Annotated in this window: 15 protein-coding genes; 6 read left to right on the plus strand and 9 right to left on the minus strand. The window is 62.6% G+C overall.

Annotated features, from left to right (window positions below):
- The first annotated feature begins 247 nt into the window (after positions 1-247).
- Positions 248-1,714, plus strand: a complete 1,467-nt coding sequence (locus ACPS74_RS02255; protein WP_239754473.1) for an aspartate aminotransferase family protein — start codon at positions 248-250, stop codon at positions 1,712-1,714.
- A 37-nt stretch (positions 1,715-1,751) separates the two neighbouring features.
- On the opposite strand, the gene ACPS74_RS02260 is transcribed toward ACPS74_RS02255, so the two are convergent.
- Positions 1,752-2,642, minus strand: coding sequence for a branched-chain amino acid aminotransferase (locus ACPS74_RS02260; protein WP_018408243.1), 891 nt, complete (start codon positions 2,640-2,642; stop codon positions 1,752-1,754).
- Positions 2,643-2,777: 135 nt separating this feature from the next.
- Between ACPS74_RS02260 and ACPS74_RS02265 the strand changes: the two genes are divergently transcribed.
- The 3 genes from ACPS74_RS02265 to ACPS74_RS02275 are packed head-to-tail and all read left to right on the plus strand — an operon-like array spanning position 2,778 to position 5,468.
- Positions 2,778-3,341: a MarR family winged helix-turn-helix transcriptional regulator gene (locus tag ACPS74_RS02265; protein WP_029649044.1), complete on the plus strand. Its 564-nt coding sequence runs from the start codon at positions 2,778-2,780 to the stop codon at positions 3,339-3,341.
- The gene (locus ACPS74_RS02270) at positions 3,338-4,078 is read left to right on the plus strand and encodes a response regulator (protein WP_036241521.1); all 741 of its coding nucleotides are present in this window, start codon (positions 3,338-3,340) and stop codon (positions 4,076-4,078) included. The genes ACPS74_RS02265 and ACPS74_RS02270 overlap by 4 nt, the downstream gene beginning before the upstream one ends.
- 19 nt (positions 4,079-4,097) lie before the next feature.
- The gene (locus tag ACPS74_RS02275; RefSeq protein WP_029649046.1) at positions 4,098-5,468 is read left to right on the plus strand and encodes an ATP-binding protein; all 1,371 of its coding nucleotides are present in this window, start codon (positions 4,098-4,100) and stop codon (positions 5,466-5,468) included.
- 72 nt (positions 5,469-5,540) lie between these two features.
- Here ACPS74_RS02275 and ACPS74_RS02280 read toward each other — a convergent pair whose 3' ends face one another.
- The 4 genes from ACPS74_RS02280 to ACPS74_RS02295 form a co-directional block, all read right to left on the minus strand.
- On the minus strand, positions 5,541-6,218 hold the full coding sequence (locus tag ACPS74_RS02280) for a TetR family transcriptional regulator (protein WP_029649047.1): 678 nt from the start codon (positions 6,216-6,218) through the stop codon (positions 5,541-5,543).
- Between the two features lie 77 nt (positions 6,219-6,295).
- Complete coding sequence (proC, locus tag ACPS74_RS02285; protein WP_239754471.1) at positions 6,296-7,111, minus strand: pyrroline-5-carboxylate reductase; 816 nt, start codon at positions 7,109-7,111, stop codon at positions 6,296-6,298.
- Positions 7,108-7,611, minus strand: a complete 504-nt coding sequence (locus ACPS74_RS02290) for a YbjN domain-containing protein (RefSeq protein WP_029651514.1) — start codon at positions 7,609-7,611, stop codon at positions 7,108-7,110. The genes proC and ACPS74_RS02290 overlap by 4 nt, the downstream gene beginning before the upstream one ends.
- Before the next feature lie 373 nt (positions 7,612-7,984).
- On the minus strand, positions 7,985-8,479 hold the full coding sequence (locus ACPS74_RS02295) for a L,D-transpeptidase (protein WP_029651513.1): 495 nt from the start codon (positions 8,477-8,479) through the stop codon (positions 7,985-7,987).
- A gap of 344 nt (positions 8,480-8,823) precedes the next feature.
- Here ACPS74_RS02295 and ACPS74_RS02300 point away from each other — a divergent pair, with 344 nt between their 5' ends.
- Positions 8,824-9,693, plus strand: a complete 870-nt coding sequence (locus ACPS74_RS02300) for a methyltransferase domain-containing protein (RefSeq protein WP_029651512.1) — start codon at positions 8,824-8,826, stop codon at positions 9,691-9,693.
- Here ACPS74_RS02300 and ACPS74_RS02305 read toward each other — a convergent pair.
- The 4 genes from ACPS74_RS02305 to ACPS74_RS02320 all read right to left on the minus strand — a co-directional run bounded on the left by ACPS74_RS02305 (position 9,690) and on the right by ACPS74_RS02320 (position 11,823).
- Positions 9,690-10,049 (minus strand): protease inhibitor I42 family protein, encoded by a 360-nt coding sequence (locus ACPS74_RS02305; protein WP_029651511.1) that lies wholly within the window; start codon positions 10,047-10,049, stop codon positions 9,690-9,692. The two genes, ACPS74_RS02300 and ACPS74_RS02305, sit on opposite strands and share 4 nt — an antisense overlap.
- A gap of 66 nt (positions 10,050-10,115) precedes the next feature.
- Complete coding sequence (locus ACPS74_RS02310; protein ID WP_193392193.1) at positions 10,116-10,778, minus strand: methyltransferase family protein; 663 nt, start codon at positions 10,776-10,778, stop codon at positions 10,116-10,118.
- 495 nt (positions 10,779-11,273) lie between these two features.
- Complete coding sequence (locus ACPS74_RS02315; RefSeq protein ID WP_029651509.1) at positions 11,274-11,513, minus strand: hypothetical protein; 240 nt, start codon at positions 11,511-11,513, stop codon at positions 11,274-11,276.
- Positions 11,514-11,529: 16 nt separating this feature from the next.
- The gene (locus ACPS74_RS02320; RefSeq protein WP_029651508.1) at positions 11,530-11,823 is read right to left on the minus strand and encodes a hypothetical protein; all 294 of its coding nucleotides are present in this window, start codon (positions 11,821-11,823) and stop codon (positions 11,530-11,532) included.
- On the opposite strand from ACPS74_RS02320, the gene ACPS74_RS02325 reads away from it, so the two are divergent.
- Complete coding sequence (locus ACPS74_RS02325; protein WP_051381828.1) at positions 11,822-13,231, plus strand: TolC family outer membrane protein; 1,410 nt, start codon at positions 11,822-11,824, stop codon at positions 13,229-13,231. The genes ACPS74_RS02320 and ACPS74_RS02325 overlap by 2 nt on opposite strands.
- The last annotated feature ends 22 nt before the right edge of the window (positions 13,232-13,253 follow it).

The raw sequence follows: 13,253 nt of genomic DNA on the forward strand, positions 1-13,253 counted from the left end.
TGGGCGAAGCCATTGTCGCTGAAACTGAAACATGCGCGCGCGCCACGACGCGTGCAGCGATATTGCGCGATAAACGCAGATTCTGTCGCGGACAAAATCGGCGGAGACGTCCAAAATCTTTGAGCCTGTGGCTCATGCGCCACATGGACGGGGATTTGACAAACGCGCCCCGGGCGCGCAATCGGAACCCGGCGAGCCCCGTGCGCCCTGTCGCCTGCCCGCCATTTCCTCGGTTGGAGCGCCGCCAATGACCAACTCGTCGACCGCGCCAGCGAACGCGCCCAAGACTGTCTGCGCTGCGGGAAGCGCCCCCCAAGTTGATCCTCGCTATGATCTTGCCGCGCTTGTGGCGGCCCGCGAGAGCGAGCGCTTTTCGCTGCATACAAAACACCTCAATGAAATGTGGGTGCGCGTTCTCAAGACGATCGGCTATGACGTTGGCTTCACCCGGGGCCTTGGGCCTTATCTGTGGGACCGCAAGGGCGACCGCTACCTCGATCTCCTCAGCGGCTGGGGAGTCTTCGCGCTCGGACGCAACCATCCGGCCGTGCGCGATGCGCTCGTCAGCGTGCTTGACGGCGAGTTCGCCAATCTCGTGCAACTTGACGTTTCAGTGCTGGCCGGCGTTCTCGCGGAAAAATTGCTCGCCTACGCGCCTTGGCTGGAAAAGGTCTTTTTCGCCAATTCGGGCGCGGAGTCGGTTGAAGCGGCGATCAAATTCGCGCGCGCGGCGACGGGTCGGCCCGGAATCTTGCACTGCGCGCATTCCTTTCACGGTCTGACCTATGGTTCGCTGTCGATGAACGGCGACGAAATCTTCAAGAAGGGTTTTGGACCGCTGCTGCCGAATGCGCGCGAGGTCGCGTTCGATGATCTCGAAGCGCTCGAACGCGCATTAGCGGGGCGCGACATCGCCGCCTTCTTCGTCGAGCCGATCCAGGGCAAGGGCGTCAACATTCCGCAAGAGGGCTATCTTCTCGGCGCGCAGGCGCTCTGCCGCAAATACGGAACGCTGTTCGTCGCCGACGAGATTCAGACGGGCGTGGGCCGGACGGGACGGTTCTTCGCCATCGATCACTACCCGGGCGTCGAACCCGATATGATCGTCGTCGCAAAGGCGCTGTCCGGCGGCCATGTGCCGGTCGGAGCGGTGCTTACGCGTAAAGCGATCTTCGATAAGGTCTTCGACCGCATGGATCGCGCCGTCGTGCACGGCTCGACCTTCAGCAAGAACGATCTCGCCATGGCGGCCGGCGTCGCGACGCTCGACGTGCTGAAGAACGAGCGGGTGATCGAGAATGCGGCCAAGACGGGCGACCGTCTGCTTGCATCCTTCCAACGAATGGCCGCCGGCTACGAGCTCGTCGCCGACGTGCGTGGCAAGGGCCTCATGATCGGAATCGAATTCGGGCCGCCGAAGTCGTTCAAACTGAAGGCGGCTTGGAATCTCCTGGAGACGGTGAATTCAGGCCTGTTTTGCCAGCTCATCTCCATCCCGCTGTTTCGCGATCATAAAGTGCTGACGCAAGTGGCCGGACATGGCAATCACACGATCAAGCTGCTGCCGCCTCTCACGATTTCCGATGAAGATTGCGATTGGATCGAGCAATCCTTCGACGCGGTCATCGCAGACGCGCACAAAGCGCCTTCCGCCGTCTGGTCGCTTGGCAAGACTCTGGCGGAACACGCGATTAAGGCGCGAATGAGCGGCTGAGCGCTTTTGAAGCGCCCTCGCGCGCGCAGAGTCGCGCTCAAGCCGCCGGCGAAGGCTGCTTTTCCACCTCGCGCGAATAGTCTTCGATCAGGGCGCGCGAAAGCTCGCCCGGCGTGAAGCGATAGACGCCGATTTCCGAAACGGGCGTCACTTCTGCGCCGGTGCCGCAGATGAGGCACTCCGAAAACGACGCCAACTCCTCAGGCATGATCCGGCGTTCGACGACTTCAACGCCGCGTCTTTTCGCAAGGTCAATCACCGTGCGCCTGGTGATGCCGTCGAGGAAACAATCGGCGATCGGCGTATGCAGCGCGCCGTCCTGAACAAAAAAGACGTTTGCGCCGGTGCATTCAGCGACTCGGCCGAGCCAATCGTACATCAGCGCGTCGGCAAAGCCGCGCCGCTCCGCGCGGTGCTTCGAAATGGTGCAAATCATATAAAGACCAGCGGCTTTCGCCATCGAGGGCGCGGTCAGCGGATCGGGGCGCCGGTATTCGGCGATGTCGAGCTTGATGCCTTTCATCTTGGTCTCGACGTCAAACATGCTCGGCCAATCCCAAACGGCGATGGCGACGTTGATCGTCGAATTCTGCGCCGCGACCGCCATCATTTCGCTGCCGCGCCAAGCGACCGGGCGCACATAGCAATTGGAGAGGCCGTTGGCCTTGACGGTCTCATGTTTTGCGGCGTCGATCTCTTCGACGCTGTAAGGAATCTCGAAATCGAGGATTCGAGCGGACGTCTGAAACCGCTCGGAATGTTCCCGCGATTTGAAGATCGTCCCGCCGTAGGCGCGCTCGCCTTCGAAGACGCAAGACGCGTAATGCAGCCCATGCGAGAGAACGTGAAGCTTCGCTTCGCGCCACGGAACGAGCGCACCATTATACCAAATGAATCCGTCGCGCTGATCGAAGGGCGGAAGCGACATGGCGAACTCCGGGAAGACGCGATCGAGAGGCCAAACAAGGCGCTGCGACGCTTGGTCAGCACTAGCTATCGGTCAGATTTATGTCAATATAGTTGACGTAAATAGCTCGCGCCAAAACGTCAGGCAATAAATAGCGTGGATGAACTCGTAGCGAGAAAAATCCCGGAGCCGCCCAGCGTCGCCGCCTGGCCGAATACGGCCGCAGAAGCGGCCGCCGCCGCGGGCGACGGCGACGCGCTCGAGCTCGTGGAGTTATTTTTTTTCGCCTATCGTGATTTCGTCGGGGACGCCGACCGGCTGCTCGAGAACTATGGGTTCGGACGGGCGCATCACCGTGTGCTGCATTTCGTCAACCGTCGCCCAGGCCTCACCATCGCCGCGCTGCTGGACATTTTGAAAATCACCAAGCAGAGCCTCAACCGCGTGCTGAAACAACTTCTTGAGGCGGGCTTCGTCGAGGCGCGCGCCGGCGTCGTCGACCGCCGCCAGCGCCTGCTCTATCCGACCCCCAAGGGCGCGACGCTCGCGCGCGATCTCGCGGCGCTGCAATCGGCGCGTTTCCTGAAAGTCATGGACGAGCTCCCGCCTGCGGCGCGCGGCGCCGCCTCAAAATTCCTGTTCGCGATGATCGACTCCGGCGAGCGCGAGCGCGTTCGAGCGCATCTTGCATGCGCGAAAACAGCCGGCGCGGCGACATGACGGTTATTCCACAACGCGCCGCGCCGCACGCGAAAGCGGCCCATATCCTCGTCGTTGACGACGATCAGCGCATTCGCACCTTGCTGTCGCGCTATTTGATGAAAGAGGGCTATTTTGTTAGCGCTGCGGCCGATACGAGGGAGGCGAGCGCCAGAATGCGCGACATCGCCTTCGATCTCATTGTCCTGGATGTCATGATGCCTGGCGAAAGCGGCACGGCCTTTGTGGCGCGGCTGCGCAAGAGCGCTGAACCGCTGCGCTCCGCGCCTATCCTGATGCTGACGGCGCTTACCGAGACGGCGGACCGTGTCGAAGGGCTTGAAGCCGGCGTCGACGACTATCTCGCCAAGCCTTTCGATCCGCGGGAGTTGTCGCTGCGCATCGCCAGTATTTTGCGCCGCGCGCGGCGCGCAGATTCTGCGGGACCAAAGCGCTTTGGCGAATTCGTCTTTGATCCGTCGCGCGGCGAATTGCTGCACGACGGCGCGCCGGTCCGCCTCACGACGCGCGAGCGCGATCTGTTGCGGGCGCTGGCCGAAAGCGACGGCGCGATTGTCTCCCGCCAAACTTTGGCGCAACGTGACCCCGCACGAAGCGCAAGCGAGCGCAGCGTCGATGTTGAGATCGCCCGATTGAGGCGAAAGATCGAGACCGACCCGAATGCGCCGCGCTATCTTCAGACGGTGCGCGGACACGGGTATCGTCTGCTCGTCGACCCGCTACGCGCCAACGGCTGAAAATGATAGAGTCGTCACGATGACAGTCGTCTTACCGGAAGTTCTCGCCGCGCCCCGCAATCTGTGGCGGCGCTTCGCCAACTGGCTGCATGACCGCATGCCGAAAGGGCTTTACGCCCGCGCGCTGCTGATCGTGATCTTGCCGGTCGTGCTCCTACAGTCCGCGGTCGCCTATGTCTTCATGGAGCGGCATTGGGAGGTCGTGACCTACCGTCTTTCCGCGGGCGTGGCCCGGCAAGTGGCGGCGCTGGTCGATATCTACCAGACGTTCCCGGACGACCCGGATCACTCGCAACTGCGCCGCATCGCCGCCTTCGATCTCAATATGGAGATTGCGGTTCTCCCCAAGCAGGATCTGCCCGGGCCGGCGCCAAAGTCGTCTTTGTTCTCGCTGCTGGACAAGGCGCTCACGAAGGAGCTCACGCGCAAACTTAAGCAGCCCTTCTGGATCAACACCGCCCTTCCCGGCAGCCTGATCGAAATCCGCGTCGCGCTCAACGACGCGACGTTGAGAATGCTCGCCACGCGCACGCACGCATACGCCTCGAACTCGTATATTTTCTTCATGTGGATGGCGATCGCCTCGGTCATTATCCTCGCCATCGCCACGTCCTTCTTGCGTAATCAGATCAGGCCGATCCTGCGGCTGGCCCGCGCCGCCGAAGAGTTCGGCAAAGGCCGCAATGTCGTATTCAGTCCGCGCGGCGCACGCGAGGTGCGTCAGGCGGGAGCCGCCTTTCTCGACATGAAACGCCGTTTCGAACGCGCGATCGAGCAGCGCACGACGATGCTCAATGGCGTTTCGCACGATCTGCGAACCATCATCACGCGTTTCAAGCTTTCGCTGGCGCTGATGCGCGACTCGCATGAAGCCGTCGAAATGCGCAAGGATGTCGACGAGATGGAGCGCATGGTCGAGGCCTATCTCGCCTTTGCGCGCGGCGACGGCGACGAAAAATCCTCCCCCACCGATATTGCGGCCATCCTCGACGAACTGAGGGCGGACACTGCGAAGCGCGGTCTCGCGGCGTCCGTGAAGATTGAGGGCGATCCAAACATCGTCGCGCGGCCGGCGGCGATCAAGCGGCTGCTCGCCAACCTCGTCGGTAATGCGCAGCGCTACGGCAAGCGGATCGAACTCTCAGTGATCAATGACGGCGCGACGATGACCGTGCATATCGATGACGACGGGCCCGGCATCGCCGTCGAGCGTCGCGAAGACGCTTTCAGGCCGTTCTACCGGCTAGACGAATCCCGCAACCAGAATGACGGAAACTCGGGGCTGGGGCTCGCCATCGCACGCGACATTGCGCGCGGCCATGGCGGAGACATCACGCTCGACCGTAGCCCGCTCGGAGGCTTGCGGGCGACCGCCAGTCTCCCGCTTTAGAGCAAGGAATCGCTCCATACCAAAATGGTGAAGCAGGTTCTCATCGAGGAACCTGCTCCGGGCGGCCGCCAATCACGCGCGCGCGTGGGGATAGCCGCTGTCGTCGTCGTGGTAATCGCGCCCGCCACGTCGCGTCCGCCAGCCGAACAGGCTTTGCGCGAAGGAATAGAAGGGTCGCGTCAGTCTTGCGAAATCCTCCGCCCGATCGACGTAGCGCTCGCCGCGCGTGAGTTCGCGATCGAGCGTCGACAGGGCGTCGTGAATGTCGCCTGCGAACCAGTCCTCGAGCACGCGGCTCCAGGCCAACGCCAACCCCTGCAGCTTGAGTGACCCGACCGGGCCCTCGCTGTCGATGTCCGCCGCCTCCAGCATGAAGCGCATCGAGTTCACGGTTTCGCGATTGAGCGCCGCGGCAGTGAGCGGATCGCGCGCCGCCCAGCGGCCGACGCTCGCCAGCGCCTCACGATGGGGTTCGAGCGAATCGAGCCGGCGGCGCAATACGTCATAGAGCCGCTCGCGCGCGGGTTCGTGCGAGGCTTCCTTGGGCGCCGAATCGAGAACCTCCCGGTCGATGCGCCGAGAGAACGCCCCCATGATCGCGCCCTTCGATGGGAAAAGTTCGCGCAGATCGGCAAGCGAGATGCCGGCCTCATGGGCGATATCGGTGAGCGTCACGTCGCTGAACTCTCGCCGCGTGGCGAGCCGAAGCGTCGCATCGATCACTCGGTCGCGGGAGCCGCCGCTGGTCATGTCTGTCTCCAGGTCCGAAGGAATTTTCTAGTCAGTATTCTATTGTCGCCGGGCGGCGGGACAAGGCGCGCGCCGTCTCAACCGGAAAGTTCCCCTGCCCGGCGCTTCGCCGCACCTACGGCGCGGCGCATCAGCGCGGCAAGGCCGTCCGGCGCTTCAAGAACCTCGAGCGCCGCCGCCGTCGTGCCGCCAGGCGACGTCACGCGCCGGCGCAATTCGTCAGGGCCTGTTTCGGGCTGTCGGCGCATCAGCTCGCCGGCGCCTTCGACCGTCGCGCGGGCGAGCCGCGCCGCGAGGGCGGCCGGCAGACCGGCTTCGGCGCCGGCGGCGGCGAGGCACTCGGCGAAATAGAAGACGTAAGCGGGACCCGAGCCGGAAACCGCCGTCACGACGTCGATGAGCGCCTCGTCATCGACCCACTCGACGCCGCCGACGGCGCTCAGCAATGCGTCGGCGAGCGCGCGCTGAGCGGCGCTCGTCGCCTCGCTGGCGTAGGCGCCGGTGACGCCGCGCCCGATCGCCGCCGGCGTGTTTGGCATCGCGCGCACGACGGCTTGCGTGGGCAGGCACGCGGCAAGGTCCGCGATGCGCTTGCCGGCGAGGATCGACACGACAACGGCGCCGCGCGCCACGAAAGGGGCCGCCGCTGCGGCGCCCGCATCGAGCGCCTGCGGCTTAACGGCGAGAACCACGGCGTCGCGAGGAGCAGCCGGGCCGTTCAGCGCGTAGCCCTTCGCGGCGCACATCTCCTGGAGCCGCTGCGAGGGCTGCGGCTCGACGACTGACACGGACAGCAGATCCTGCGCGGCCCAGCCTTCGAGTAGCGCCAGACCCATGTTTCCGGCGCCGATCAGAGCGACCGACTTTCCGCGCAGCCCGCCCGCGTCGGTCACGCCTCGCCTTTCGTCTCGAAATTGGCGGTGGCGAGCGCTTCCTTGGCGTTCTTTCCGGCCCAGAGCACGAATTGAAAGGCTTGATAATGCCGCTCACACGCCTGAAGCGCGTTGTCCAGCAAGGCCGCGCATTGCGTCGCCGAGGGCTGCGCCCCTCCCGTCAGGATGAGGCCATGACGGTGCATCGCGACCCCCTCCTTCGGCCAGAAGTCGAAGTGCCCGATCCACATCTGCTCGTTGATCGCATTGACGAGCGACATCAGTTCGCCGCGCCTGCGTTCGGGCGCCTTGAGATCGAAAGCGCAACTGACGTGCAGCGTTTCGAGCTGCGGAAGCCAAGTAAAAGCGACGTGATATTCCGTCCAAGCTCCGGCGACGGAAATGGAAATCTCGTCTTCATCGTCTCGATCGAAGGACCAATCATTGGTGGCCGCCAGTTGCTCCACAACATCCACCGGATGTTCAGCGCGTTCCGTTTCTTTTTCCGTTGCGATCAGCATGTGCCAACCTTTTTCTCAATGTCAGCATAACGCGGCGACTAAAAGACAGGCGACGATGCGTCGTGGAGCTTTGCGTGAGGGCGCCTCCTTTTCAAGCGATTGATTCAAAGACGAATCATCTCTTGCGATCACTATACTCCACACAAGAACTATGACGCCAAAAAAGCGATCGTCAGACCGTGTTCGAGGCGGAGACTGCGGGATTCGCGTGTCTGCGTCCATGCCGCGGCTGCCCTCTTCCACAGCCACCCGCGCCAAAAAAAAGTTCTGGATAAAGGACGAAATCCCCGCGGAGACGCGATCGCCTGCGGAGAAAAAAAGCCTCGTCCGCACGTTCGCGGGCGAGGCTTGCGTTTTTTATGGGTCGCTTGGGCTAGCGCGTCATCATGACCGGCGATCCGACGTCGACGCGATCGTAGAGGTCGGAAACGTCCTCGTTCAACATTCGAATGCAGCCATAGGAGGCGGCCGTGCCGATTGACGCGCGCATCCGCTGGGTCGTGCCGTGAATCGCCACTTCGCCGCTGCTGAGCGTCAAAGCGCGCACGCCCATCGGGTTACGCGGCGAGCCGCCACGAATGAAATTCGGCAGTTCCGGGTGGTCGGCTTTTACCACCGCTGGCGGAACCCAGTCGGGATTGACATATTTTCCCTCAATGGACGTCGCGCCCGACCATTCCTTGCCGCGCTTGGGAACGGCCACGGGATAGCTGATGGCGACTCCTGTATCGACGACATAGAACAGCCTTCGCTGGCTGGCGCTGATCACGACCGTGCCGGGAGCGACGTGGGGAGAGAAAGAGACGATGTTGCGCGCGTTCGCGTCCTGCGGAAGCGCGGCGACGCCAAGGCCGACAACCGTCGTCATCAAAACTGCCTGAAGCGTTCCGGTTGACGTTCCAGCTGGCGTTCCGGTTGACTTGGCGGTGTCGGATCGACGCAAAAAAGAAAATAGATTACGCATGACGCTACACCCTACGTGTTGAAGCCTCGACAGCGACTTCTCGAATGGCGGCAGTCTAACTTTGGCCATGATCTTGTCGAAACGTTTCGCGTTTTCAGGTTATGGCTTAACGTTAAGATAATTTGGGATGTTCTATCGTCGCGACCGCTTCGCTTCAGATCATCGCTTCAAGCTTGCGCCATCCTTTCGTCGAAATTCATGCGCTTTGCGCACTTGCAGGGTAACTGGCGCGGGCGCGGTAATAAGGCATGAGCGAGACAGTCGGACCGCCGAAGATTTTTGATCGCGCGCTGCTGCTGCGGCGCTTGCGCCGGGCCATGTCAAAAGGCGCGCCGGATTTCCTGATCACGCGCGCCGCCGACGATCTGCTCGATCGCCTGCTGACGGTGAAGCGCGAATTTCCACGCGCGCTCGATCTCGGTTCGCCGAGCGCGCATTTCGCGCAAGCCGTCGTCGCGAGCGGCCGTGCGCCGCCTTTGCGCGCGAGCGGCCATGCCGGCGACGTCATCGCTGACGAAGAAGCGCCGCCCTTCGCGCCGGGCTCATTTGATCTGATCGTCACGGGCATGTCGCTGCAGTGGGTCAACGATCTGCCGGGCGCGCTGGCGCAAGCGAGACGCATGCTTGCGCCGGACGGACTCTTCCTCGCCTGCCTCGCCGGCGGCGCCAGTCTTGTCGAGCTTCGCGCCGCCCTTGCGCAGGCCGAAGAAGAAATCACCGGCGGGGCGAGTCCCCGCGTATCGCCTTTCGTCGACGTGCGCGACATGGGCGGACTGCTGCAGCGCGCCGGCTTCGCCCTGCCCGTCGCCGACATCGACAGCTTCACGCTGCGCTATGAGTCAATCTTCGGGCTGATGAAGGATCTGCGCGCGATGGGCGCCGCCAACGTCCTTGTCAAACGGTCTCGCAAGCCGCTGCGGCGCGACGTGGTTGCGCGCGCGGCGCAAATCTACGCCGAGCGCTTTTCGGACCCCGATGGACGCGTGCGCGCGAGCTTCGAAATCGTCTGGGCGTCGGGCTGGGCGCCGCATGAGAGTCAGCAAAAGCCGGCGAAGCCCGGCTCGGCGATAATGAGTCTCGAAGACGCGATGAAATCCGAGCGCGAGAGCGACGCCTAGGGCGCGATCTCCACCTCGACGCTGCGGGTTTTAACGGGCGCGGGCTCCCATGGCCGCTGATAGACGAAGACAATTTCGGCATGTCCGGGTTTGAGCGCCCGAATTTTCCAATGACGCACGCTGGGGCTGCCGACCATGCGCCGCCGCCCGCCGCCGCGGCCGCCATCCGATATCGACAGAATATCGAGATCACGGCTCGCGGCATGATCGATGCGCCAGGAATAGCCGGTCGTCATATTCTCCTGCAGCGAAAAGATCGCGCTGCCGCCCGGCGCGAGCCTGATGACGTCGCCGGCTTGCGCGGAAAACGCGACGAAAACACTGAGCAGCAACAGGCGCGACAGCAAACGCTTCATGAGTTTCCTTTTGCCGCGTCGGCGAACCGTCGTGATGCTGCGGGCGCCGTCCGCAAGTCTCGCAAGCTAATATACGCCCGGAATGAGCCGCGCCGTACGTGCGCGATAGGCCTCATAGGCCGCGCCGAACTCCGAGCTCAACAGGCGTTCCTCGGCGTTCATCCGCGCGACGAGCGGCGGGATGTTCAGAAGCGCCAAGAGGACGCCCACCGCCGTATTGAACGCCAGCCCCCAGCCAAGCGCCGAGATCAACAGGCCAAGATAGCTCGGATGTCTGATGCGGCTGTAAAGTCCCGTGGTGACAAGTTCGTGTCCCGGCTGAATGGCGACAAGGCCGCTGAAGCGGCGCCCGAGCACGGCGACCGGCCACAGCCGCAACGCCCCGCCCGCCGCAAGGAGCGCGACGCCGAACCATCGGATGGCGTCGCCGTCCAATCTCCACAGCCCTTCCCGATCCGCCCAGGCGGGCAGATAGGCGCCGAGAAGTCCGATGACGAGAAAGGCCGGGATCACCCATCGATTGCCGCGGTCCTCGCGCAGGCCGGAACTGAGGTTGCCGCCGACGAAGAGCGACGCGACTCCGAGCGCGAGCGTGACGACGACAAGCGCCGTCCGCGCCGAATTGGCGAAGTAGGCGTCAACTCCGCCTGCGCCGAGGATCGCCAGCGCGAGATAAAGGCCGATGGACACCGCCACGGCCAGCGCGCGGATCAACATCGGATGCGACATCAAGTCGTGCTCCCGTCCCTGTCTATCACTAATGATCCGCGCGCAGGACCAAAGGCGACGACCAACTTATTTGCTGCGCTTCGAGGACGCCTGGGCGCGCGTCGCGAACCAGACTGATGACTTTAGCTGGCCAGGGCATTTTCCGCATGTCACGCGACCTTTCGGGCTAACGTAAGCGCAAAGCCCGCGCGCGAGGCACTCGTCCGTCGTGACAGGGCGTGCGCTCGCCGCGGTAGAGAACATGCCGCCAATGCACGCGGCGATCGCGAGGATGAGGAGATTACGCATAACAACTCCTTTAAATGAAGAGGACTGTTCGAACGCCTCGCTAATTAGCGCGGCCCGCAATCTGGGAAAGCAAACATATTTCTCTCGAGCCGTGATCCTCCATTCGTGCCTTTCCGTCCGAAATTTTTTCGCCTATCGGCCGCTCAAGCAAACAGCGCGGGCGACGCGTATCGCCCTCCCGGACACTGACGCGCGACCGCCAAGAGCCTAGATCTGACGTGCCTTTCGGCCGGCTCGATCGAGCGCGCCGCCACGCCCGGCAAGCTCCGCCGCAACGCCCCCGACGCCATCCCCGTTTCTAAAATCAGGCGTCTTGCCGTGAGACGCGAACATGCCGGCAAGGTGCTCGGCGCCGATCTGCTTGCGGAGGCTTTGCATCGGATTGCGGTCGCTGCTCAAAGAATAGGCATCGCCGCCCAAATAATTCTCTCCAATAAATTTTGTCATTGAACGCCGTTTCAAATTAACCAAACCAGTTTTTTATGAAAAGAGCCCAAGTCTGGAGCAAGCGCTGTGTCATTTTTGCCACTTCAACAATAAATATCGGCTGATCAGCTTTGGTCACCTTCCTGTGACGCGTTGCTGCTGGTACTATCATCGATATAAGCAAAGATATCATGATTGGACGAATGAACGGGATCAGATCTGCTGCACCCACGCATTCGCTCCCAATTTTCAAAGCGGCGTAAGAGCTCGGAAGGCTCATTCCGGCGTTGAGCGGTGCGCTTCGCGCTGGAGCGAGAGAGTGGAATTCCATGAAATCGTTCGGCGCGCTTACGGTCATAGCGGCAGGGGCAGGCCTCGCGTTGGCAAGCGCAAGCGATGTCTCAGCCGAAACAATTTCCTCTGCGCTCGCCCGGGCTTATGCGGGTAACCCGGACCTGAACGAGCAACGCGCCGACGTGCGTGCGCGTGACGAAGACGTCTCGAGCGCCTGGTCCGGACTGCGTCCCAACGCCAATATTCAGGCAAGCGTTGGCGCGCAGCGCTCGAACCTCAGGATTCCAGTGCGACTGCCGGTGATCAATCAGCGCATCCCGCTTACCGATGAATATACGGGATATCCGCGTGGGGCCACGCTGAACGTCTCGCAAAATTTCTTTGATGGCGGTCGCACGGAGAATTCGGTGCGTCGCGCCGAGTCGAGCGTATTCGAGTCGCGCGCCCTGATGCGGCTTTCTGAGCAGGAGATATTGCGTAGCGGCGCGACCGCTTTCATGGACGTGATGCGCGACGCGGCGATCCTATCGCTGCGCAAGAGCAACATCGCCGTGCTCGATCTACAGTTGCACGATACGGAGAAGCGCTATCAATCCGGTGACGTGACGAATACCGACGTGTCGCAGAGCGAAGCCTCCGTCTCCCATGCGCGTTCAGAATATTTTGCCGCCGAGGCGCAATTGAAAAGCAGCGCCGCCATTTACCGGCAGATCATCGGTGTGGAGCCGAAACGTCTCGAGCCGGCTTCATCGGTTGAGCGGATGTTGCCCAAATCAGTGAAGGATGCGATTGACGTCGCGCTTGTCGAACATCCCGCCATCGTCGCCGCCTTACATCGGGTGGACACCGCGGAGTCGGCGGTGAAAGTCGCCGAGGGCGCGCTTTTGCCCACGCTGTCGGTCAATGCGCAAGTATCCCAGCAGTATGACTCTTTCCTTGGACTGCCCGGCTCGCGGCAATTTTCGGCGGGCGTCAACGGCGCGCTGAATGTCCCCCTCTATCAGGGCGGTGGGGAGTATTCCTCGATCCGTAAGGCGAAAGAGGTGCTCGGCAAGGCGCGCCTCAACGCCGACGCGCAGCGCGACCGCGTTCGCGCTAACGTGGTCTCGAGCTATGGTCTGCTGGACACGGCCAGATCGCAGATCAGATCGGATGAGGCGACGGTGAAGGCGGCCGAACTTGCTCTGAAAGGCGTTCGGGACGAGGCGCAGGTGGGGCAGCGCACGACGCTCGACGTGTTGAACGCTCAGCAGACTTTGCTCAATGCGCGCGCCAATCTGGTCATTTCCCAAAGGGACCGCGTCGTCGCCTCATACGCGATTTTGGCCGCGATCGGCAGACTGACGGCCGAGACGCTCAATCTCAATGTCGCGCGTTACGACCCTGTCGTTCATTTCGAGCAGGTCAAATACAAATGGTACGGGACCGATACGCCCGATCGATGAACCTGCGCGGCCCCGCGCCGCG

The sequence above is a fragment of the Methylocystis sp. SB2 genome (assembly GCF_049817085.1).
In the GTDB taxonomy this organism is placed as follows: Bacteria; Pseudomonadota; Alphaproteobacteria; order Rhizobiales; family Beijerinckiaceae; genus Methylocystis; species Methylocystis rosea.